Source organism: Gorillibacterium terrae (genome assembly GCF_051594785.1).
Taxonomy (GTDB): Bacteria; Bacillota; Bacilli; order Paenibacillales; family NBRC-103111; genus Gorillibacterium.
In genome coordinates this window covers 1,581,230-1,603,486 of record NZ_JBPPGI010000001.1, presented here as the reverse complement: position 1 = coordinate 1,603,486, position 22,257 = coordinate 1,581,230, and the positions used below count along the sequence as shown (strand labels likewise).

Here is a 22,257-nt window from a genome sequence, read left to right as displayed (position 1 = left end):
TCCCCGCCTGCGGCTATCGCTCGGAGTAACCGCAAGGCCCATGCTTCGTGCGTTTGCTTCGTTCCGGTTCCTGACCGGTTAACGGCCTCTAGGATGCCTTCTGCACCTCGGCGACGATCTTCTCCGCCCCATCCGCCATGGAGTCCGCCGTGATGATGGCCAGCCCCGACTCCCGCAGCAGCTTCTTGCCCAGTTCGACGTTCGTGCCCTCCAGCCGGACAACGAGCGGCCGGCTCAGCCCGACCTGACGGGCCGCTTGGACAATGCCTTCGGCGATGACATCGCAGCGCATAATCCCTCCGAATATATTGACGAAGATTCCCTTCACCTGAGGATCGGACAGGATGATCTTGAACGCTTCGGTGACCTTCTCGGCCGTGGCGCCGCCGCCGACATCCAGGAAATTGGCAGGCGCGCCGCCGTAGTAATGGATGATGTCCATTGTCGCCATCGCCAGCCCCGCCCCATTGACCATGCAGCCGATGGTTCCGTCGAGGGCGATGTACGACAGGTCGAATTTGGAGGCTTGGATCTCCTTTTCGTCTTCCTCATCCAGATCGCGCAGCGCGAGAATGTCCTTATGGCGGAATAAGGCGTTGGCATCGAAGTTCAGCTTCGCATCCAGCGCCATTACGTCGCCCGACCCGGTAACGACGAGCGGATTGATCTCGGCGATGGAGCAATCCTTGTCAATGAAAGCGGTGTACAAACTGGTCATGAAGCGAACCGCCTTGTTCACCAGTTCCCCCGGAATGCCGATTGCGTAAGCCAGCCGGCGGGCTTGGAAGACCTGCAGGCCCACGGCAGGGTCGACCGTCTCCTTGACGATCTTCTCGGGCGAACGCGCCGCCACCTCTTCAATCTCCATGCCGCCTTCCTCGGAGCCCATGAGCACGATCCGCCCGGTTGCGCGGTCCAGTACCAAGCCGATGTAATACTCCTTGCGGATATCGCAGCCTTCTTCGATCAACAGCCGCTTGACCTGCTTGCCGGCCGGACCCGTCTGATGCGTTACCAGCACCTTGCCCAGCAGCTCCTCCGCATAAACCCGGACCTGGTCGGGCGATTTGGCGATCTTCACGCCGCCCGCTTTGCCGCGGCCGCCCGCATGGATTTGGGCTTTCACCACCGTAACCGGCGAACCGAGCTCCTCCGCGGCCTGTACGGCCTCGTCTACGGTGAACGCCACTTTTCCCCGGGGCACGCTAACGCCATACTGCCGGAGAACTTCCTTGCCTTGATACTCATGGATGTTCATCAACCGTTCCTCCCATCAGATAAGTGCGAGAACCGTTCCTGTTTGCGCTTGAATCCCATGAAAAATCAGTTGTGTCTATACTCTATTTTATTGACAAATTGGAAAATAGCAAATTAAACCTGGGAATCAACCGATTTCACAAAATATTCGAATTTTACCCTGTTCATTTCCTGATCGCCTGGCGGCAAAGCCTTCCATTTTGCGCACGGTATTGTACTTTGCGGACAATTTCTTTTATAGTTAGAGAAAAGCTCTTGGCATTTCAGTCGGAAAGGAAGATGATCCATGGCCTCAACCGCAAAATCCACCGATATCCGCATCGTCCGTTCGGAAGCCCTCAAGCCGAAGCCCGATCCGGAGCATCTCGGCTTCGGCAAATACTTTACGGATCACATGCTGCTCGTGGACTACACCGAGGAAAAGGGCTGGCATGACGCCCGAATCGTTCCCTACGGCCCGTTCTCGCTGGACCCCTCCGCGATGGTGTTCCATTATGGACAGACCGTCTTCGAAGGAATGAAAGCCTTCAAGACCGAAGACGGCCGCATCCTGCTGTTCCGGCCCGACCGCAATGCGGCCCGGTTCAACATCTCCTGCGAGCGGCTGAACATCCCCGCCTTCGATGAAGCCTTCTTCGTGGAATCCATCCGCACCTTGGTCGAAGTGGAGAAAGCCTGGGTTCCGGATGCGGAAGGCTCTTCCCTCTATATCCGTCCGTTCGTCATCGCCACGGAAGCGGGCCTCGGCGTTCGTCCGGCGAACCGATACCTCTTCTCCGTGATTCTCTCGCCAAGCGGCGCCTATTACAGCGGCGGCCTGGCTCCCGTTCACATTCGCGTGGAGGATGCCTACGTCCGCTCCGTCCGCGGCGGCACCGGCTTCGCCAAGACGGCCGGCAACTACGCCGCCAGCCTGAAGGCCCAGGTCATCGCCAAGCAGGACCACTGCGATCAGGTGCTTTGGCTGGACGGTATCGAACAGCGGTACATCGAAGAGGTCGGCAGCATGAACGTCTTCTTCAAGGTCGGCGATGAAGTGATTACGCCGGAGCTGAACGGCAGCATTCTCGACGGCATCACCCGCCGCTCGGTCATCGACCTGCTGAGGAGCTGGGGCATTGCGGTGACCGAACGCAAGATCTCCATCGAGGAATTGGCCGAAGCCCACAAGAACGGCAAGCTGACGGAAGCCTTCGGAACCGGAACGGCGGCGGTGATCTCGCCGGTCGGACGGCTGAGCTGGAAGCAGGAGGACATGCGGATCGGCGACGGAACCATCGGCGAATTGTCCCATAGATTGTATGATGCGATCACCGGCATTCAGACCGGTAAGGTGGCCGATACCTTCGGCTGGAATCTCCAGGTATAAGCCAAAAACCTAAGCAGACTACGCAAAAAGCCCGCTCCACGACTCTAAGAGCCGATGGGGCGGGCTTTCTGTTGTTCCGGCTTACAGTGAGCCATTGGACGCCGTTGCGGTTGTGCGTTATTTATACCGCGATGTCCGTCACGTATACGAGGAATTCACCGACGTCTGGGTGCGCGGTTCCCGTTCCGCCGCCTTGATGAAGCGCATCTCGTTGCCGGTGAACCGGCAGACCTGGCACTGAATCATATCCTCTTCGTCCGGAACCAGGATCGGATCGTCCTTTTCCAGCAGCTCGCCGGAGATGGCGTCCTTGCGGAACGGCATGGAGAAGGTGGTGATCCGGCTGAACTTGAAGCGGTTGGACCGGCAGTTCGGGCAAAAATAGGGTTTGTCTTCCATGTTGGTCACCTCGCGTTAAGGGTATCCCAACGGGTAGCCCTTTATGCGGTGGTTGTTGGAGGTTAACCGGGCTTTTCTGAGGAAGACGCTCTCCGCCGACGCTGGTTAAACCCAACTGACGGTCACCGACAGGCCGCCGCTATTCGGCAACCTTCATGAATTTCTGCTGAATGTAAGGAAGCAGTTCGTCCAGCGGTTTGCCGACGACCATGTATTTCACCCGGTTCACTTGAAGTGTCCGAGACAAGCTGATCGGCACGGCAGTTCCGTCCGAGAGGCGCAACTCTCCTCCAAACGCATATCCGTCCACGGTTGGCGTATAGATCGCTTTGCGATAACGATGACCCCGGAGGATGTCCAGGAACCCCTCAATTTGCCGCCGGTCCGTCGTACGATAATACTGGCCGTTGCCTCCGTCTCGGACTTGGATCGAGACTACCTGCTCTTGCTTGGCGACCGGCAGCAGCGAATCGAAGGATACCGAATAAAAGAACAGCCAATAAATCAGAACGAAGGCTATCAGCAATCCGACTTCCAGCACAATATGACGTTTGACCCATCTGCGCATGGTGTGACCTCCTCTGCCATATCTTTTTTCCGATAAAAGGTTTTTCCGAAGCCGGTAACGGTTCTCGCAAATCCGCAGTCTACCCGCATCATCCTATTCGGGAGGGTTCCTCTCAACTCGGCCTATCCTAACCCGTGATCCCTAGGCTATAAAAGATGAATATCGCTAAGAGACAAGCAGGAATATGCGGATTAATCCCGAAAATACTACTATATCCACTATAACCAAAAGAGCAACGAATAAGGAAGCACCTTTCCGATTGCCGCGACCGTCCTTTTGGACTGCCGTCAGGGAGAAAGGGGCTTTTTTTGATGTTCGCCAAAAGCGTAACCGCCTGCGTCGTCGGAATTGACGGCCAGATGATCGAAGTTGAAGTAGATTTGTCGCATGGACTGCCGCAGGTCAATCTCGTCGGATTGCCGGACACCGCCGTTCGGGAATCGGTTGAACGCGTTCGTTCCGCCATCCGCAATTGCGGCTTTCAATTCCCCCAGGAGCGCGTTACGGTCAACCTCGCGCCTGCGGATGTGCGCAAGGAAGGCACCTCCTATGACCTTGCCATCGCGCTCAGCCTGCTGCTCGCAAGCGGCCAGCTTCCGGCGAGCAGCCTGGACGGCACGCTCTTGATCGGCGAATTGGCCCTGAACGGCGAGCTGCGCCCCGTCCCCGGCGTGCTGGCGATGGTCCACCACGCCAGGGGCAAGGGCTGCCGCCGCGTCATCCTGCCTGCCGGCAATTGCCGGGAAGCGCTGATGATCGACGGCATTCAGGCGCTGCCCCTGCTGAACCTGAAGGACATTCGGTTCCTTGCCGATGGGAATGCCGAATGGCATTCTTCCGGCACAAGCCTCCCGACTCCGACTGGGGGCACTCCGGAAGGCTCTTCCCGCCAAGCTCCCGCAGAAGATGCTGCAGCTGAGCTCGATTACGCCGACATCTGCGGCCAGCTCCATGCCAAGCGGGCGCTGATGATCGCCGCTGCCGGTTTCCATAACGTGCTGCTGATTGGCCCGCCCGGCACCGGCAAAACGATGCTCGCCCGCCGCCTGCCCACCATCCTGCCAGAGATGGACGATGCCGAGGCGATGGAGACGACCAAGATTTACAGCATCGCGGGCAAGCTGTCGAGCCGCAGCGAATTGATGCGGCTGCGTCCTTTTCGCTCGCCGCATCATACGGTTTCGTCCGCCGGGCTCATCGGCGGCGGCGCTATCCCCCGTCCCGGCGAGGTTAGCCTCGCCCATAATGGCGTTTTGTTTCTCGACGAGCTGCCGGAATTCTCCCGTGCGACCCTGGAGGTGCTGCGCCAGCCTCTGGAGGACCGCCAGGTGACGATCGGCCGCGCCAGGGCTGTCTTTTCGTTCCCGGCCGGTTTCATGCTGATATGCTCGATGAATCCGTGTCCGTGCGGTTTTCATGGAGCCGATTCGCCGACACAGCCCTGCACCTGCTCGCCGGTCAAGCTGCTGCAGTACCGTTCGCGGATATCCGGTCCGCTGCTGGACCGCATCGACCTCCAGGTCGAGGTTCCCCGGCTGGATTTCCAGGAGCTTAGCCGGACAAGCGATAACCTATCCTCCCGGGAGATGCGCGAGCAGGTCTTGGCCGCCCGCGAACTCCAGCTCCGCCGGTACCGGGACGAAGGCATCCGCAGCAACAGCGAACTCTCGGGGCGGCTCTTGCGTTTGCATTGCCGGTTGGAGCCGGACGCCGAGAACCTGCTGCGCCGCACCTTCGACGCGCTCGGTCTCAGCATCCGTTCGCACGACCGCATTCTCAAGATCGCGCGGACCATCGCCGATCTGGACGGGGAGCCCGCCATCGCCGTCCGCCATCTGGCGGAAGCCGTCCAATATCGCACCCTGGATAAGCAAACTAAGCCGTAGGGAAGTTCTTTTGTAATGAATGGGAAACACAACCGATCATGGGTATTAATAGATAAAAGCTCCAAAATGACTGAATAGGATTAACGGGGAGAAGGAGGCTATACATGTTCATGCTGTTTGGCATCGTCTGTATTTTTGTTATCATTTTTATCGGCATTAACGACGAAAACCGACTCAAGAACACCTTCTTGTCGATCCTGGTTCTTTGCACGATCTTGGCCCTGATGAGCGGCCAGACCTTGCAATGGTCCGATTCCGAGACGGTTCCCTTCCTCACCTTTTTTCAGCCGACCCGAGGAAGTCTCTTGCGATTGCAGTACCTACTCTATCTTTTGATGGTTTTCTCGCTGCTCGGCTATCTATACGAAGACGGCAAAAGGAGATAAAACTGGAGGGTGCGAGTTAGGAGCGGTGTGTGCAATCTGCTGGCTACCCTCGGCATCCAGCGAAGTTGTTGGCCGGAGGCGGCTGGTCTGAAGAGGTTGAGGGTGAACGAGCCGCTGAGGGGAGACTCTCTTGGGGGAGTTTGGGGCATCCTGCAATTCCAATAAACTTATAAAAAGGCCGTGTCTAAAAGATACTTTTTAGATGCGGCCCTCTCTTTTCCCGATTATCGAAGGTGTCATGCCGCTTAGGTTATAGGCACTGGCCTTACCCTCAAAACGCATGCCGAAGATGGTCCAGCGTGAGCACCGTACCATCGGCGTCTAACCGAACCGAGACGAGATCGAACCGAACCTGGCGTTCCCATTGCTTCGTCCGGTGAAGATAAACCTCGGCCGTCCGGCGAACTTGCAGCTGCTTGCGGGCATCCACGGATTCCTGAGGAGTGCCGAAGCGCGGCGAGGGCTTGCGGGTGCGGACTTCGACGAAGACCAGGCAGCCGTTGTCCTCGGCGATCAGGTCCAGCTCGCCCGAGCGGCAGCGCCAGTTGCGTTCACGAATGCGAAAGCCGCATCCGGTGAGATATACGACCGCGGCGTTCTCGCCCGCTTGCCCGGTCTTGCGCCGTCCGTCCGCGGCTCGCTCCGGCAGACTTCCTTCCGGCTTGTTTTCCGTCATGATCGGCCTCCTCTAACCCGGTTGTCCGTCCGGTAGACAAAGCTGAGGATCTCGGCGACGAGCTGATAGAGCTCCGCCGGTATTTCCTGATTCAGCTCCAACTGGCCGAGAATGCCCACGAGCGAAGCATCCTCTTGTACCGGCACTCCGTGTTCTTTGGCCTTTCTCAGGATTTCGTCGGCGACGGCTCCTTTGCCTTTGGCTACTACAGACGGAGCCTGCATGTCCTGCGGACTGTACTTCAACGCCACCGCTTGCCGCACGGTCGTCTTCGGCTTCTTCATATGCGCACATCCATCCCCTTATAGGGCTTCTGTTGAAAGCCGAGCGGTTCCTGCAAGCCGGAATCCGCCTTGCCGCTGAAACGGTCCGATCCGCCGCCCGACGCCGGATTCCATTCCGGATAAGGTCCGGTCTGCAAATAGGCGAGCCGGTACCCCGATGCCTCCAGGATTGCGCTAAGCGCCTGTTTGCCGCCTGCGAACAGGGCTTCGGACCGCTCATGATCGTTAAGAACCCGGATACCGACGGAGCGGTCCGTCACCTGAACATCCACCAACAGAGCTCCAAGGCTGCGCATCGACAAATCGAACACCAGCCGGCAATTGTCGGCGTCGAGCTCCCCCCGCCCTTTGCGGCGGGCTTCCACATGAACCGCCGCCGTCCGGCGGCCCTCTTCGTTGTAAAAGGGAATCAGTACCGTCGTGTGACCGAGCAGCTGTTCCCTGTTGCCCGACAGGAGCAGCTGCTGTCCGGTGAGCTGCAAAAGCGCCTGCCGGGCCGCCTCCTTCACCGTATCTGGCAGATCGCCGTGACCCACGGCCAGCAGCAGCGCTTCCTTAAGCGTCGCCGCCGGACCGGAGGGGAGGCTTCCGGCATCGCCCGCTGCGGGACCCGCCGGTGAGCTTCCTCCGGCCGGAAGCCGCGCTGCCCGGCTCTCGTGCTCCAGCCCGAGGTCCTCCAGCATCCGGACGAGCCAGTTTCCTGCCGCCCGCTGCGATTCGCTGCGCTCCGGTCGGGAACCCGCCTCCGCGCCGACCGCGGATTCATCAGCCGCGCGGGCTGAAGCGACAGCCGCATCGCCCGGCTCCGCCCCGGCTGCAGCAGACGCTCCGGGTGCCGCCGGAGCCTGCGGAACGCTTGACCGTGCCTGGCCCACCGCGGCAGAGCCCTCCCGGCCCGGAGCCGGTGCGGTCGTTCCGCCGACCATGTCGGTGCCGGGGCTAACGCCACGGACCGCCGGTCCGGACGACTCCGCTTGGTCCGTCAGCCCAAACAGCTCTGCTCTCGCCGGCTGCGACCTCACGTCTCCGACACCTCGCTCAACGGCGTCGGCCGCCTCTCCGAGCAGCCGGGACAGCTCGCGCAGCAACGCTCCGCCCTGGCCCAGGGCGGCGCCAGTTTCCGCCTGCAAGGCCGTCTGCACACGCTCGGCCAGAGCGGCAAACGCCCCGTCCGGCCCTTCTCCCTGTGTCACAGCGTGGAGCGCCTCCAGGACCCCGGCCGACAGGGGCAATCCCTTGGCAAGCGCCAGCCTAACCGTCGCGGTCCAAGCCTCCTTCGGGGTTCCCGCGGGAGCCGCACGAAGGGCGTCGGCGACCGCCCGCACATCTTCTGCGGACAGCGGCAGGTTCGCTTCAGCCAGCAGAGCGGCGGCCTGCCGGTTTCCCTTTGTGGCCGCGAGTCCCAGCCCGCCGAGCTGGTCGGCCAGCTCCGGCAGTGGCGCCGCTTCGGCGGGAAGCGGAAGCTCCGTTCCCGCTTGCGCCAGCTTCAGCCGAATCGCCCCGTCCGCTCCGGGTGGCAGAACCTGCAGCCAGGCCGCGTCGCCGACCTTCAATCCGGCTTCCATCAACGCCTGGACGGATACGCCGTTGATCGTAACGGTCGCTTGCCGGTCTTCGCCGATCCGAGTAACTACTCCCCGCACGACCTGTCCCAGCCGAAGCTCCAGGGTTCGGGCCTCCCCTGTCCGCAGCTCGCCCATGAGGGTACGCAGGGTATGTCCGATATTCATCCGTCCGTCACCTCCCGCAAAAACGCCGATATACCCGTTATCGGCGCCGCCGCTCCTTTTTCAGAGGTCCAATTGAAATTCCTGCTGCTCCGCTTCCATCTCGGCGAACAGCTTCTTCAGGAAGGTCGTCCGATGCAGCGGAGTCGGCCCCAAAGCCTTCAGCCGTTCACGATGCTCCCGCGTCGCATAGCCTTTATGTATGGCAATTCCGTATTCGGGAAAGCGCCGGTCCCATTCCAGGCACATCCGGTCGCGCGTCACCTTGGCCAGGATCGACGCTGCCGCGATCGATTGGCTTCGGGCATCCCCGTGGATGATCGCAAGCTGAGGCAGCGGCGAATCTACCTTTTCCGCATCGACGAGCAGATAGTCGGGCTGAGGCTGAAGCTGCTGCAAAGCCTGCTTCATCGCCAACCGGGCCGCCTGCTTGATGTTGATCTTGTCTACCGTCTCGCTCGGCACCGCGGCGATGCCGTATGACACGGCATGCTCCAGGATTCGCTCGTACAGTTCCTCGCGCCGAGCCGCACTCAGCTTCTTGGAGTCGTCAACGCCCTCCAGCGTCAACCCGGCCGGTAGAATGACCGCCGCTGCCACCACGTCGCCAAACAGGCAGCCCCGCCCGACCTCGTCGATTCCGGCAATATGCTGCACATCTTGCGCCCAGAGCTGATTCTCGAATTCCAGCAAGTCCGTTTGTTGTTTCATTTGCGCTTGTCCCGTCCCTTCGTTGCTCGTATTATACTAAAAAAACCGGGTAGACGGATAGCCGGTTCGTTCCTAATCCAAGAATTCACCAATGGAAAAGATAACCCCACTGGCGAAGACGGTATACCGCCGCTCTCTTCGCAGCGGAAAACATACAGCAAAGCCCGCCCGACTTGCATTCGGCCAAACGCATTGGCGGATTGCAGGTTCAGGCGGGCTTGTTGTTCATTTACACCGGATTTCGTCAGCCGCGAAGGTCGGGCTGCTCCAAGGTGATGCGGCCGAGCTTCCCGTCCCGCAGATCGCGGAGGAAGAGCTGGGACGCCTTCTCCAGATCGACGCGGCCGCCGCTGACAAGGCAGCCGCGCTTGCGGCCGATGCCTTCCATCAAGGCGACAATCTCGTCGGGATTGTCCAGGTCCAGCTTATCCGGCTCGATGGCCAATTGGTAGCGGTCGTTTAATTCGGCCGCATACCGCGGAGCCATATACCGCAGCGAATGATACACGATATCCTGCGCATGCAGAACCTCGTCGCGGATCGCGCCGGTGGCGGCAAGCCGCACGCCTACGTCCTGATCCTCGAACTTGGGCCACAAGATACCCGGCGTGTCCAGGAGGTCGAGGCCTTCCGCTGTTTTGATCCACTGCTGGCCCTTGGTCACGCCCGGCTTGTCGCCGGTAATCGCAACCTTGCGTCCGGCAAGCCGGTTGATGAGCGTCGATTTGCCCACATTGGGAATGCCGACGATCAGCGCCCGGATCGCACGCGGGTTGACTCCCCGCGCCCGCTGCGCTTCGATCTTGTCGGCGAGCAGGGCGCGGCACCTCGGCGCCAGCTCCCGGACTCCCGCTCCGCTGTTCGCGTCGATGGGCAGCGCGTCCAGGCCGCGGTCCTTGAAATACTCGACCCACTCCGCCGTCGCCTTCGGGTCGGCCAGGTCCTGCTTGTTCAGCAGCACGATCCGGGGCTTTCCTTGCAGGATCTGATCGATCATGGGGTTGCGGCTCGACAGCGGTAGCCGGGCATCCAGCAGCTCAATCGCCACATCGATCAGCTTCAGCTTCTCTTCGATCTGACGGCGGGCGCGCGTCATATGACCGGGAAACCATTGTATAGCCATGCGATTCACCTCTCCCAGGCCGGAAAGGCGTATCGCCGCTTCCGGGTCATTCTTTGTGATTGACTATGGTTAGTTTGTTCAGCGGCCAGAACACAATATCCGCCCGGCCGATAATTTTATCGTAAGCCACGGGACCGATGACCCGGCTATCCGTGCTGTCTACGCGATTGTCGCCAAGTACGAAAACCATACCGTCCGGAACCTTTTGCTCCTGGAAAGTGGCGTTGTACTCTCCGCCAGTCTCTTCCTTGTACCGTTTCACTGCATCCGCTATGTACGGTTCATCCAGCGCTTTGCCGTTCACAAGCACCTTTCCGTCGGCAATGGCGATGGTTTCTCCGGGCAAGGCGATGACGCGCTTGATATAGTCCTTCTCCTCGGTGGCATGAAAGACCACCACTTCCCCCCGGTGGGGCTTGCGAAGATGGTACACCCATTCGCTCACGATCAGGCGCTCGCCGGTGTAAAAGTTCGGCTGCATCGAAGGTCCGTCGACGATAAAAGGCTTGAATATGAAAACCCGGATGATGATAACCAAAACCACAGCGATGAGAATGGCTTTCGTCCATTCCCAAACCTCGCTCTTGGGAGCGGGAACGGGCTTGGCCTCTTGGGTATTTTCGTCAAAATCCATGGCGGGGCCTCTCTTTCTTCGCATCGAATGCAGTCGCGTAGGACGCGCGAACCCTAACGGCTCGTCCCTTCTAACAACGCGACCGGCTCCGGAAAACGCGGTCTGAAAAGAACGAAAAGGGGCTTGTTGGTAACAAGCCCCTCGGTCGTTTTAGCGGATTTCTTGAATGCGGGCTGCCTTACCGCGCAAGCCGCGCAGGTAGTACAGTTTCGCACGGCGGACTTTACCGCGGCGAGCCACTTCAATTTTGTCGATCTTCGGGGAGTGCAGCGGCAGCGTTCTTTCGACGCCGACTCCGTAGGAGATTTTGCGGACGGTAAACGTTTCGCTGATTCCGCCGCCGCGGCGCTTAATTACAACGCCTTCGAAAAGCTGAACCCGCTCGCGAGAACCCTCGATAACCTTCACATAGACCTTCAGCGTATCGCCGGGGCGAAAATTCGGAAGATCTTTACGAAGTTGTTCCTTCGTAATCTCTTGAATCAAATTCACAGGATTCCCTCCTTCCCCACAGGTGTTCATGGCGCTCTCTTGGATGAAGAAGCACATAAGGTAGCTGGCGCAGAGGACCACCGGATTAAAAAACCACAACAGAATTCATGATAGCATATCCAACCGCAAAAGACAATGCCTGCGCTTGGAAAGCTATTCCTCGAACCCTCGTCTCCATTATTCGCCCGCGCCGGGTTCCGCTTCCCGAGCGTGTCGCTCCCACTCCTCGATCAGCCGCTTCTCCTTCGCGGTGAGACCGGCGTCGGCCAGCAGGTCGGGGCGGCGTTCCCAGGTTCGTCGCAGCGATTGTTCCCGCCGCCACGCCTCGATGTTGCCGTGGTGGCCGGAAATCAGCACCTCCGGCACGCTCCAGTCGCGGAAGCTGGCGGGCCGGGTGTAGTGGGGATACTCAAGAAGCCCCGTGCTGAACGAATCTGTCACCGCCGAGCTCTCGTTGCCGAGTGCGCCGGGCAGAAGCCGCACGACGCTGTCGATCACGACCATCGCCGGCAGCTCGCCTCCGGTGAGGACATAATCGCCGATCGACAGCTCGTCCGTCACCAGATGCTCGCGAATGCGTTCATCGTACCCTTCGTAATGCCCGCAGATGAAGATCAGGTGATCCTCGGCGGCAAATTCCTCCGCTTTCTTCTGCGTATAAGGTTCGCCTTGCGGGCAGAGAAGAATGACACGCGGCGGTTTGCCCGTCGATGAAGGAACAGCCGCAGCCGATTCGTTATCCGGAGCTCCTTCCAACCCGATATCGACTATACCGCCGGAAGCTTCCCCGCTGCCCGCTCCAACCGTCCGCTCAGCCGCTGCATCAGCGAGCAAGTCCTCGACAGCCGCGAAGATCGGCTCCGGCTTCAGCACCATGCCGCCGCCGCCGCCGAAGGGGTAATCGTCTACGGTGTTATGCTTGTTCGTCGAATAGCGGCGGAAATTGACCGCATTCAGCCGCACCAGTCCCTTTTCGCGGGCCTTGCCCAGGATGCTCGAGCCGAACACGCCGTCGAACATTTCCGGGAAGAGCGTCAGCACGTCCATTCTCATGTCAGAGCAACCCTTCCATCAGCCGCACCGTAATCCTCTTGTCCGTTACATCGACCTTCAACACGACCTCGTCGATGTAAGGAAGCAGCAGCTCTTTGCCGTTCGGCAGCTCGACCGTCCAGACATCGTTGGCTCCCGGCGAGAGAATTTCCTTGACGGTGCCGAGCTCCTCGCCCTCTTCCGTGAAGACGCGGCAGCCGATGATCTCGTGGTAATAAAAATCCCCCTGCTCCAGCTCGGCCAAGTTCTCCTCGCTTACCTTGACCTCCCAGCCCTTCACCTTCTCGGCGGCGTTGATGTCGGAAAACTCGCGGAATTTGACCAGCCAGACATTCTTTTGCGGACGCCCGGTTTCGACGGTAACCGGAAGCTCTTCCCCGGCCGGCCCGAGCAGCAGGAGCTCGCTGCCGCGGCTGAACCGCAGATCGGGGAAATCGGTTTGCGACACGAGCTTGAGTTCTCCCCGGATACCGTGGGTATTGACGATTTTGGCTACATTGAACAGTTTGCCTTCCATGAGACCTCCCTGTAATGGCGGACAGCCGGCGGACCTGCCGTCCGGATCGCCGTGCTTAAAGACACAAGAGAGCCTGCCCGGCCGCGGCCGGTAACAGACTCCCCTGATGCGGCTACGCAGAAAGCGTCCGTCAGGACACGATCTCCACAGTCACGCGCTTGTTCTCCTTCACCGCCGCAGAAGTTACGACCGTTCGGAGGGCTTTGGCGATGCGTCCCTGCTTGCCGATCACCTTCCCGATATCGGAAGGATGGACCGTCAATTCATAGACGACGCCGTATTTGTCTTCCACTTCATTCACACGCACATCTTCCGGATGGTCAACCAGCGCTTTCGCGATCACGGTCACTAAATCCTTCATGGGCATTCCTCCAACCGGGAACGGTTACTTCTGGAGTTTGGATTCGTGGAATTTGGTCATGATGCCAGCCTTGCTGAACAGGCTGCGGACGGTATCGGAAGCTTGAGCTCCGGTTTGGAGCCACTTCAGCGCCTTCTCTTCGTCAAGGGTTACCGTAGCCGGCTTCGTGAGCGGGTTGTAGGTGCCGATTTCTTCGATAAAGCGGCCGTCGCGGGGCGAACGGGATTCGGCGACAACGACGCGGTAGAAAGGAGCCTTATGGGCACCCATGCGTTTCAGTCGAATGCGAACTGCCATGATTTCATTCACCTCCTTACTAGAATAACCGGGCGAATCACCCGAAAGGAAACTTGAAGTTCTTGCCCATCTTGCCGAGCGGGCCTTTGCCTTTGTTCTTGAGGCCTTTGCCCCCGGGACCCATCATGCCCGAGAACTGCTTCATCATCTTGCGCATATCTTCAAACTGCTTGATCAGCTTGTTGACCTCTTGAATGGAAGTGCCGCTGCCGTTCGCGATCCGCTTGCGGCGGCTGGCGTTGAGCAGCTCGGGCTTCTGCTTCTCGTCCTTGGTCATGGAGTGAACGATGGCGGCGACGCGGCCGATCTGCTTGTCGTCCACCTTCATGTCCTGCATGCCCTTCATCTTGCTCATGCCGGGGATCATGTTCATCAGCTCGTCGAGCGGCCCCATCTTCTTGACCTGCTCCATCTGCTCGATCAGATCGTCGAAGGTAAATTCATTGGAACGCATCTTGCGTTCCATCTCCTTCGCCTTCTCCGCGTCGATGCCGGCCTGGGCCTTCTCGATCAGGGTGAGCATATCGCCCATGCCGAGGATGCGGGAAGCCATCCGGTCGGGATAGAACGGCTCCAGGGCGTCCGATTTCTCGCCCATGGCGGCGAATTTGATCGGACAGCCGGTGACCGCCTTAACCGAGAGCGCAGCGCCGCCGCGGGTATCGCCGTCCAGCTTCGTCAGCACGACGCCGGTCAGCTCCATCTGCTTGTTGAAGCTGTCTGCAACATTGACCGCGTCTTGCCCGGTCATCGCATCGACCACGAGCAGCACTTCGTCGGGGGCGACTGTCTCGCGGATATTCTTCAGTTCTTCCATGAGCGCTTCGTCGATATGCAGGCGGCCGGCGGTATCGATGATCAGATAATCGCTGCCGTGTTCCTTCGCATGCTCCAGCGCTTGTTTCGCGATCTCGACCGGGCTTGTCTGATCGCCCATCGAGAACACCGGCACGCCGAGCTGTTCGCCGAGCACCTGAAGCTGCTTGATGGCCGCAGGCCGGTAAATGTCGCAGGCCGCGAGCAGCGGACGGTGGTTCTGCTTCTTCAGCAGCTTCGCCAGCTTGCCGGAGGTCGTGGTCTTGCCCGCACCTTGCAGGCCGACCATCATAATGACCGTCGGGGGCCGATTGGAGCGGGCCAGCTTGGCCTGAGTGCCGCCCATCAGAGCGGTAAGCTCTTTGTTGACGATGTCGACAACCACCATGCCGGGCGTAAAGCTCTTCATGACTTCCTGCCCGATGGCCTGTTCCTTGATCTTGGCGACCAATTCCTTGACCACCTTGAAATTGACGTCCGCTTCCAGGAGGGCCAGACGCACTTCGCGAAGCGCCTCGTTCACGTCGTCTTCGCTCAGCTTTCCTTTGCCGCGCAGCTTGCCGAACACATTCTGCAGCCGGCTCGAAAGACTCTCAAACGCCATAGCCGCACCTCCTTATCCGGTTTTGTTGCTTCTATCTAAACGTAGTACGCGTTAGTCTTCCAATCGTTCCAGCTCGTCGAGCGACCGAATTGCCCGCTCTTTGGCTTGCCGCGTGTCCGAAGCCGGATTCCAGGCGCCGAGGGCTTCCCTCAAGCCGGCCATGAGCTCCGTCCGCCGTTCGTAACGGGCGGCAAGGCCCAGCTTCTCTTCATAGGATTCCAAGGTCGCTTCGGCCCGCCGGATGTGCTCGTACACCGCCTGGCGGCTGATGTCGAATTCCCCGGCAATCTCCCCCAGGGACAGATCGTCCCGGAAATAGCAGCCAAGGAAGGTTTGCTGCTTTTCGGTGAGCAGCGGCCCGTAAAAGTCGAACAGCAGATTGACCCGCGTCGTCTTCTCCAGCACGTCGTCCGAGGACATCGTTCCGCCTCCCCGTAAAGAAAAAAACCTTTACACATTCTCAACCTTGAACAGTTTACCCGAATACGCGGGGAATGTCAACCAAAAAGCATTGTCATCCTTCCACGCAAGGACAAACGAAACCACCACTCGGCAGGATGTCCGCCGACGGGTCGCTTAGTCCTGCCGAATGCGTGAACCCGCCTGGCTCGCAGACGGTTCATTTGTTCATTTTAAAGGATTGCATGGCTTAAATCGCTTCCCGGCTAAACGTCGCCGACGCAGCAGGGACTTAAAAAAGCGGCTCCGCTTGCTTGCAGCCGAGCAGGAACAGGCGTAAGCTGATTTCAATCTATTATAATGAAAGGATGCCCTCCTCTTGAAGCTCATAGAAAGCCTCTATACCCACTATCATCCCGCCTTCCTCCCCGGCCCGGAACTCGATCCGGAGAGCGCAGCTTATTGGTTTGTCGCCGACGGAGACAAGCTCCTGGTCGAAGAGACTTCGGCGCGGCTGCCTATGCTGTCCGACCCTCAAGCCGAAGAATGGGGCATATCCAATAATGCCCATTACCTCGGCACCTGGCGGGGAATCCCCTGCTGGGCGGCGGAAGCCCCCGCTTCGCTTCCGCTTGCCGCCTCCGGCTATGCGTACCACCGTCTGCTCCGCTTGTATGACGGCATGTCCGAGAATTTCTTCTTTCTCGCCGGCAGAGCCGTACAGATCGTCGCCTGGGCCCGTACCCATCGCTTCTGCGGAACCTGCGGATCGCCGACGGTTCCGTCCGGCAAGGACTACGCGATGACCTGTCCGGCTTGCGGTTCGTCCAGCTACCCGCGCCTCGCTCCGGCCATGATTGTGGCGATCCTGAAGGGCAACAAAATCCTGCTCGCCCATCACAAGCGTTTTCCCGCAGGCCGGTTCGGTCTCATATCCGGCTTTGCCGAGCCTGGCGAGACGCTGGAGGACTGTGTCAGGCGGGAAGTCCGGGAGGAGATCGGCATCGAGGTATCCGGCCTCCGCTACTTCGGCAGCCAGCCGTGGCCGTTCCCCCATTCGCTGATGATCGGTTTTCTGGCCGTTTGGCAGAGCGGCGAGATTGCCGTGGACAACGAGGAAATCCTGGAAGCGGACTGGTTCGAAGCGGACGGCCTGCCCGATATTCCGCCTCCTGCCAGTATCGCCCGCAAGATGATCGACTGGTTTCGGGAGGAGTATTCGGGGAAATAACCGTGGGATCGCACCGACGAACCCTGAGGTTTGACAAGCGTGCGGGGCACAAGGTATAACTGAGTAGAATACACGCCGATACGACATTTCCGCGAAGAGAGCAACGCCGCCGGACCCCCGCCTTCAGAGAGTTGGCGCATGCTGCGAGCCAACGGCCGGACCCGCCGGATATCCTCTCGGAGAAGCAAGGCTGAATCGGGCTCCCGACCGGACATATCCGGGTAATCGGAGCTGCGGCAGTAAGCCTTGACGGCTGGCCCTCCGTTACCGGGGCCCGCGCTCGTAAGCCAGCGCGAACCAAGTGCCGTGCGCACGGGACGCTTTCCTGCCGGAAAATCCCCTCGCGCCCGGAACAAGGGTGGTACCGCGAGTCACGCCTCGTCCCTTTGATGGACGGGCTTTTTTTATTATGGGAGAAGGATGGGATACCATGGTCGGAACACAGCCGAACGATCCAGTGGGCATGCAGGAGATCGTTTACGCTCATCACATGCTGAGAGATATCATCAAACGGACGCCGCTCGCCCGGGATTCGTTTCTGTCGGGAAAATACGGCTGTCAGCTTTATTTAAAGCGCGAGGATTTGCAGGTGGTCCGGTCGTTCAAGATTCGCGGCGCCTACCATATGATCCGTTCGCTTACGGCCGAGGAGCGGGAGAAGGGCATCGTCTGCGCCAGCGCCGGCAATCACGCCCAGGGCGTGGCGTACTCCTGCCAAGCGCTCGGCATTCACGGCAAAATCTTCATGCCGAGTACCACTCCCCGGCAGAAGGTGACGCAGGTGAATTTCTTCGGCGGGACGAATGTGGACGTCATCCTCACCGGCGATACGTTCGACGACGCGTTTGCGGAAGCGATGAGAACCTGTGAAGCGACCGGCATGACCTTCGTCCATCCGTTCGACGACCGCCGGATCGTTGCGGGGAACGGAACGGTCGCCATGGAAATCCTGGAAGACATGCAGGCTCCCATCGATTATTTGTTCGTCACGGTCGGCGGCGGCGGGCTCATCTCGGGAATCGGCTCGTACGTCAAGGCGATCAGCCCGCGCACCAAGATCATCGCGGTCGAGCCGGAAGGCGCGGCTTCGCTTAAGGAAGCGTTCCGCCAAGGCGAGGTGGTCACCCTCGACCATATCGAAAAGTTCGTCGACGGCGCGGCGGTCAAGCGGGTCGGCAGCCTGAACTACGCCATCGCCCGCCAGGTCGTCGATGACATCGTCCTGGTGCCGGAGGGCAAGGTGTGCACGACGATTCTGGAGCTGTACAACCAGAACGCCATCGTCGCCGAGCCGGCTGGGGCCTTGCCCATCGCGGCGCTGGACTTTTACCGCGAGGAAATCAAAGGCAAGAACGTCGTCTGCGTGGTCAGCGGCGGCAACAACGACATCGACCGGATGCAGGAGATCAAGGAGCGGTCGCTGATCTACGAAGGGCTCAAGCATTACTTCACCGTCCAGTTCCCCCAGCGGGCCGGCGCCCTGCGCGAATTCTTAACCGACGTGCTCGGCCCGAACGACGATATCGTCCTGTTCGAGTATACGAAGAAGAACAACAAGGACAACGGGCCTGCCCTGGTCGGCATCGAGCTCAAGAACCGCGAGGATTATGAACCGCTGCTCGAACGGATGAAAAGCAAGCATTTCTCCTTCATTGAGCTGAACGAGGACCCGATTCTGTTCCAGCAATTGATCTGACTTTACCGTTTGGCGCAATTAGGACAGCTTCAAAAGCCTTTGCAACGTTCCGCCCAGCACCTGATCCAGACTGGCGGCCGGCACGCCGCACCCCCGTATCGTATCGAGTGATTGCTGCAAATCGCCATAGGGGCGGTCGACCCCAAAAATGCACTTGTCGGGAAGCTCTCGAAGAACAAGCTTCAGAACGAACGTGGAATAGGCAGCCGACGTGTCCAGATAGAGATTGGGAATCCTCTTCACAAGCTCAAGAGCCTCCAACCAATGGACTCCGCCCAAGTGCCCCATGATGACCGGTACGGACGGATACCGTTCGGCTAGCGCTGCGATGTCTTGAAGATCCGAGAGAACCAGCGGGTGGAAGGCATGAATCCATATCGGCATAGGCTGGATGACCGAGACCGTTTGAAATAGAGGCTCCAGCCTCGGAACGGCCCCACTCGGCAACGTGTATTCGCCTAACCCGACAAAGCCATTCCCGATTACGTGATTCTCGAAGGATCGTACCGTCCCTTCCGGACTCAACCCCAGGGGAACGTAGCCGAAACCGAGGGTGCGGTCCGGATAACGGTCCACGGCTTCCTTCAGTTCCTGCAAGGCGCGAAGTCGAGCTGCTTCGGAACGGATCGAACCTGCTAGGATTGCGCCCAGCTTGCCCATCTCCTGCTTCAACTCATTCGCCGAAAGAGCCAGTTCCGGGTGAACCAAGGTCGAGAACAGCACCGTCTTGTCCACTCCCGCCCGGTTCATGGCTTCGATCGATTCCTCCACCGGCAAGGTTACATGCGAATGACCGTCTATCATCATGGCAATCTCCCCTTCTTCTGAATTGGATTCATTGTAACGGGAGCGAACGACGGCAGCCAGTATGCACTTATAAGTGCCTATCTTACAAAAAGGAGAGTATCCGCATGCCAAGTCCCGCTCCCCTTCTCTGCTATGTGGCAGACCGAGAACCGTTCGAATACACCCTTTCCATCGTCAGCGGCAAATGGAGACTGAAAGTCCTCTATATGTTGGCCTGCCGGGAAACGGCACGCTACGGCGAGATGAAGCGCAGTATCGAAGGCGTCACCCATAAAATGCTGACGGCTACCTTGAAGGAACTGGAGAACGAATCGATCGTCGCCCGACGCGAATATCCCCAAGTACCGCCCAAAGTCGAATATTCGCTGACCGCCAAGGGCAAAAGCTTGTTGCCGCTCCTTCAGCAGATGCGCGATTGGGGATTGGAGCACCGATATGCCGAGGAGGCGGGACAGTAAAGCAAGACGTAGAGATTTCCGCAGCCTGCAACCTTTTGCGAGTTTCCCCGTCTGAGAGGGTGCACAGGAAACAAACACCAATCAGATGGGGTGAACATCATGCTTAAGGCGAAGAAAACGGCGGCGGCCGCACTGGCCGTCATTCTGGCCGGCAGCGCCGGTCAAGCTTTTGCCGCGGAAGGCTTCAAGGATGTAAAAGGCGATGCGCATGCGGCGCAAATCGAGAAGCTCCGCGACCGAGGAGTGGTGCAAGGCGTGAAAGACGGCATCTTCGCTCCGAAGGAGCAAATCACGGCGGCGGAGGGCCTTACGCTCATCGTCAATGCGCTGAGAGACAAGCTGGGTCTGGAGACCGTCAAGCTGGCGGGACCGAGCTCCTATTACACCAAGGTCTCGGATAACGCCTGGTACGCCTACGCCTTCTCGGTTGCCCATTACAAGGGCATCGATCTGCCGAAGGACATCGACCCGAACCGGCCGCTTACCAAGGAAGAGTTCGTGTATTACCTGCAGCAGGGCATTGAAGCGACGGGCGGCTACCCGCTGATCAAGATTTATATCCAGATCGCCGACGAGGCCGACCTGACGACGATCTACCAGGGCGCTATCCAACGCTCGCTGATCATGAAGATCAGCCAGCTCGACGAGGACGGCAAGTTCCACCCGAAGGCCGTACTGAGCCGCGGCGAGGCCGCCGCTTATGCCTTCAACGCGGTTTCCTTTGTGGAATCGCACCAACCGGTCCCGCCCGTATCCTCCGAAAGCGAAGACGCCTACCAAGCGGAAGCCGAATTGACCGGGGCTCAGGCCGTCTCGCGGATCGTGACCGGCTTAAAGCTGAACTTGGACTTCTTCAGTTCCAACAAGGTGCCGGCCGCAAGCGGCTTATTCTCCAAGGTAGCCGACGACGCCTGGTATGCGGATGCGCTCGTCATCGCCCATTTCAACGGCGTCGAGCTGCCGTCCGATCTCGATCCGGCCAAGGCGCTCACCCGCGAGGAGTTCACCTTCTATCTGCAGCAAGCATTGGAAAAATCCCGCCAGTACCCGCTCATCAACATCAAGCCGGCGGAATTTGCCGATGACAGCGATCTGACCGCGAGCTATCAAGGGGCCGTACAACGTTCGCTGAAGATGGGCATCGCCCAGTTGAATGCGGACGGCAAGTTCCTGCCGAAGGAACGCATCACGCAGAAGGACGCCGCTCAGATGCTCGACCGGGCGATCGCCTATGCCGACGCGCATTCGAAGTAATTAACCGTTAGGCCAGCTAATCCGGCCTACCGCGCAGGAAACAGCCTGACCGAGCCATTTTCGGTCAGGCTGTTTTGGCTTTGGTCCTGCCGCCAACTTATCGGCGAGATCGTTGCGTGGGTTTTTATCAGTCTATTTGATCCTTCGCGCTTTCTTCATAAAACAGACCGCCAACTGCAAGCTGGGCTTGCGGTCGGCGGTCCAAAGATCCCGAATGCACTTATTCTTCTTCTACCTTCATGCCGCTGAACAGGGCGTTCACGAATTGCTCGGAGTCAAATACCTGCATGTCGTCCATCTTCTCGCCGAGGCCGACGAATTTGACGGGAATGTCCAGTTCCTGACGGATCGCGATGACGATTCCGCCCTTGGCGGTGCCGTCGAGCTTGGTCAGGATCAGTCCGGTCACGCCGGTCTTCTCTCCGAACAGCTTGGCTTGGCTGAGCGCGTTCTGGCCCGTGGTCGCGTCCAGCACCAAGAGCACCTCGTGGGGAGCGTCGGGAATCTCCCGCTTGATCACGCGGTAGATCTTGTTCAGCTCCTCCATCAGGTTGACCTTGTTCTGCAGACGGCCTGCCGTGTCGCAGAGCAGCACATCGACGCCCCGGGTCTTCGCCGCCTGGATCGCGTCGAACATGACCGCCGCAGGGTCGGAACCGGCCTGCTGTCGGATGACGTCCACTCCGACCCGCTGGCCCCACACCTCCAGCTGTTCGATGGCTCCGGCGCGGAAGGTATCTCCCGCCGCCAGCATGACCTTCTTGCCCTCCTGCTTGTAGCGGTGGGCCAGCTTGCCGATGCTCGTCGTCTTGCCGACGCCGTTGACGCCGACGAAGAGGATGACCGTAACGCCCTCTTCGGCCATCTTCAGCGAGTTGTCGGCATCGCTTTTCAGCAGCCCGACCAGCTTCTCGGAGAGAACCGGCTTCAGCTCCGCGGCGTCTTCGATCTTGCGTTTTTTCACTTCGGTCCGGAGTTCGTCGATCAGCTTCATCACCGTATTCACGCCGACATCGGCGCCGATGAGAATTTCCTCCAGCTCCTCGTAGAACTCCTCGTCGATCTTTTTATGGCGGAACATCAGATCCTCGACCCGCTCGACGAACATATCGCGGGTCTTGGAGAGTCCTTCCTTGAATTTGGTGGTAACCGCCTCCGTCTTGCCGGAGATGCTTTCCTTCAGCTTTTTGAAGAAGCTCATGCTTCATCCTCCTTGGGGTAGTGAACCGCGGCTCCGGAAAGCCTGCCGGAT

25 protein-coding genes are annotated in these 22,257 nt (G+C 59.3%); 7 read left to right on the top strand and 18 right to left on the bottom strand.

All coding sequences use genetic code 11. The features are described from left to right. Positions 1–88: 88 nt before the first annotated feature. A complete protein-coding gene (sucC, locus tag ACSEXS_RS06930; protein ID WP_438432428.1) occupies positions 89–1,258 on the bottom strand; it encodes an ADP-forming succinate--CoA ligase subunit beta in 1,170 nt (389 codons plus the stop codon). A gap of 285 nt (positions 1,259–1,543) precedes the next feature. On the opposite strand from sucC, the gene ACSEXS_RS06925 reads away from it, so the two are divergent. Next, on the top strand, positions 1,544–2,626 hold the full coding sequence (locus ACSEXS_RS06925; RefSeq protein ID WP_438432427.1) for a branched-chain amino acid aminotransferase: 1,083 nt from the start codon (positions 1,544–1,546) through the stop codon (positions 2,624–2,626). A 138-nt stretch (positions 2,627–2,764) separates the two neighbouring features. Here ACSEXS_RS06925 and ACSEXS_RS06920 read toward each other — a convergent pair whose 3' ends face one another. Together ACSEXS_RS06920 and ACSEXS_RS06915 are read right to left on the bottom strand one after the other, a co-directional pair. Next, positions 2,765–3,025, bottom strand: coding sequence for a hypothetical protein (locus ACSEXS_RS06920; RefSeq protein ID WP_438432426.1), 261 nt, complete (start codon positions 3,023–3,025; stop codon positions 2,765–2,767). A gap of 139 nt (positions 3,026–3,164) precedes the next feature. Then, on the bottom strand, positions 3,165–3,593 hold the full coding sequence (locus ACSEXS_RS06915) for a hypothetical protein (protein ID WP_438432425.1): 429 nt from the start codon (positions 3,591–3,593) through the stop codon (positions 3,165–3,167). Between the two features lie 311 nt (positions 3,594–3,904). Here ACSEXS_RS06915 and ACSEXS_RS06910 point away from each other — a divergent pair, with 311 nt between their 5' ends. Further along, on the top strand, positions 3,905–5,479 hold the full coding sequence (locus ACSEXS_RS06910; RefSeq protein WP_438432424.1) for a YifB family Mg chelatase-like AAA ATPase: 1,575 nt from the start codon (positions 3,905–3,907) through the stop codon (positions 5,477–5,479). 104 nt (positions 5,480–5,583) lie between these two features. After that, positions 5,584–5,865, top strand: a complete 282-nt coding sequence (locus ACSEXS_RS06905; protein ID WP_438432423.1) for a hypothetical protein — start codon at positions 5,584–5,586, stop codon at positions 5,863–5,865. Positions 5,866–6,136: 271 nt separating this feature from the next. Here the strand turns inward: ACSEXS_RS06905 and ACSEXS_RS06900 are convergent, their stop codons facing one another. The 13 genes from ACSEXS_RS06900 to ACSEXS_RS06840 all read right to left on the bottom strand — a co-directional run bounded on the left by ACSEXS_RS06900 (position 6,137) and on the right by ACSEXS_RS06840 (position 15,580). After that, a complete protein-coding gene (locus ACSEXS_RS06900; RefSeq protein WP_438432422.1) occupies positions 6,137–6,541 on the bottom strand; it encodes a YraN family protein in 405 nt (134 codons plus the stop codon). Beyond that, positions 6,538–6,825 carry an EscU/YscU/HrcU family type III secretion system export apparatus switch protein gene (locus tag ACSEXS_RS06895; RefSeq protein ID WP_438432421.1) on the bottom strand — a complete coding sequence of 96 codons (288 nt, stop codon included), beginning with the start codon at positions 6,823–6,825 and terminating at the stop codon, positions 6,538–6,540. The genes ACSEXS_RS06900 and ACSEXS_RS06895 overlap by 4 nt, the downstream gene beginning before the upstream one ends. Further along, entirely contained in the window at positions 6,822–8,555 is a 1,734-nt protein-coding gene (locus ACSEXS_RS06890) for a TP0910 N-terminal domain-containing protein (RefSeq protein ID WP_438432420.1), read from the bottom strand. The genes ACSEXS_RS06895 and ACSEXS_RS06890 overlap by 4 nt, the downstream gene beginning before the upstream one ends. Positions 8,556–8,615: 60 nt before the next feature. Then, positions 8,616–9,263: a ribonuclease HII gene (rnhB, locus tag ACSEXS_RS06885; protein WP_438432419.1), complete on the bottom strand. Its 648-nt coding sequence runs from the start codon at positions 9,261–9,263 to the stop codon at positions 8,616–8,618. Positions 9,264–9,507: 244 nt separating this feature from the next. Then, entirely contained in the window at positions 9,508–10,386 is an 879-nt protein-coding gene (gene ylqF, locus ACSEXS_RS06880) for a ribosome biogenesis GTPase YlqF (RefSeq protein WP_438432418.1), read from the bottom strand. A gap of 46 nt (positions 10,387–10,432) precedes the next feature. Then, positions 10,433–11,020, bottom strand: a complete 588-nt coding sequence (gene lepB, locus ACSEXS_RS06875) for a signal peptidase I (protein WP_438432417.1) — start codon at positions 11,018–11,020, stop codon at positions 10,433–10,435. A 150-nt stretch (positions 11,021–11,170) separates the two neighbouring features. Continuing rightward, entirely contained in the window at positions 11,171–11,542 is a 372-nt protein-coding gene (gene rplS / locus ACSEXS_RS06870) for a 50S ribosomal protein L19 (protein WP_438433104.1), read from the bottom strand. A gap of 147 nt (positions 11,543–11,689) precedes the next feature. After that, complete coding sequence (gene trmD / locus ACSEXS_RS06865) at positions 11,690–12,565, bottom strand: tRNA (guanosine(37)-N1)-methyltransferase TrmD (protein ID WP_438432416.1); 876 nt, start codon at positions 12,563–12,565, stop codon at positions 11,690–11,692. Position 12,566: 1 nt separating this feature from the next. Continuing rightward, on the bottom strand, positions 12,567–13,082 hold the full coding sequence (gene rimM / locus ACSEXS_RS06860; protein ID WP_438432415.1) for a ribosome maturation factor RimM: 516 nt from the start codon (positions 13,080–13,082) through the stop codon (positions 12,567–12,569). A 130-nt stretch (positions 13,083–13,212) separates the two neighbouring features. Beyond that, positions 13,213–13,443 (bottom strand): KH domain-containing protein, encoded by a 231-nt coding sequence (locus ACSEXS_RS06855; RefSeq protein ID WP_438432414.1) that lies wholly within the window; start codon positions 13,441–13,443, stop codon positions 13,213–13,215. Between the two features lie 24 nt (positions 13,444–13,467). After that, positions 13,468–13,740, bottom strand: a complete 273-nt coding sequence (gene rpsP, locus ACSEXS_RS06850; protein WP_058303902.1) for a 30S ribosomal protein S16 — start codon at positions 13,738–13,740, stop codon at positions 13,468–13,470. A 37-nt stretch (positions 13,741–13,777) separates the two neighbouring features. After that, entirely contained in the window at positions 13,778–15,160 is a 1,383-nt protein-coding gene (gene ffh, locus ACSEXS_RS06845) for a signal recognition particle protein (protein ID WP_438432413.1), read from the bottom strand. A gap of 51 nt (positions 15,161–15,211) precedes the next feature. Further along, the gene (locus ACSEXS_RS06840) at positions 15,212–15,580 is read right to left on the bottom strand and encodes a putative DNA-binding protein (RefSeq protein ID WP_438432412.1); all 369 of its coding nucleotides are present in this window, start codon (positions 15,578–15,580) and stop codon (positions 15,212–15,214) included. A 358-nt stretch (positions 15,581–15,938) separates the two neighbouring features. Here ACSEXS_RS06840 and nudC point away from each other — a divergent pair, with 358 nt between their 5' ends. Further along, on the top strand, positions 15,939–16,790 hold the full coding sequence (gene nudC / locus ACSEXS_RS06835; protein WP_438432411.1) for an NAD(+) diphosphatase: 852 nt from the start codon (positions 15,939–15,941) through the stop codon (positions 16,788–16,790). A 430-nt stretch (positions 16,791–17,220) separates the two neighbouring features. Continuing rightward, positions 17,221–18,486 (top strand): threonine ammonia-lyase IlvA, encoded by a 1,266-nt coding sequence (ilvA, locus tag ACSEXS_RS06830; protein ID WP_438432410.1) that lies wholly within the window; start codon positions 17,221–17,223, stop codon positions 18,484–18,486. A gap of 18 nt (positions 18,487–18,504) precedes the next feature. Here ilvA and ACSEXS_RS06825 read toward each other — a convergent pair whose 3' ends face one another. After that, a complete protein-coding gene (locus ACSEXS_RS06825; RefSeq protein ID WP_438432409.1) occupies positions 18,505–19,293 on the bottom strand; it encodes an amidohydrolase family protein in 789 nt (262 codons plus the stop codon). Positions 19,294–19,397: 104 nt separating this feature from the next. Here ACSEXS_RS06825 and ACSEXS_RS06820 point away from each other — a divergent pair, with 104 nt between their 5' ends. Continuing rightward, complete coding sequence (locus tag ACSEXS_RS06820) at positions 19,398–19,751, top strand: winged helix-turn-helix transcriptional regulator (RefSeq protein WP_438432408.1); 354 nt, start codon at positions 19,398–19,400, stop codon at positions 19,749–19,751. 99 nt (positions 19,752–19,850) lie between these two features. Continuing rightward, a complete protein-coding gene (locus ACSEXS_RS06815) occupies positions 19,851–21,005 on the top strand; it encodes an S-layer homology domain-containing protein (protein ID WP_438432407.1) in 1,155 nt (384 codons plus the stop codon). Between the two features lie 220 nt (positions 21,006–21,225). On the opposite strand, the gene ftsY is transcribed toward ACSEXS_RS06815, so the two are convergent. Continuing rightward, entirely contained in the window at positions 21,226–22,206 is a 981-nt protein-coding gene (gene ftsY, locus ACSEXS_RS06810) for a signal recognition particle-docking protein FtsY (protein ID WP_438432406.1), read from the bottom strand. Between the last annotated feature and the right edge of the window lie 51 nt (positions 22,207–22,257).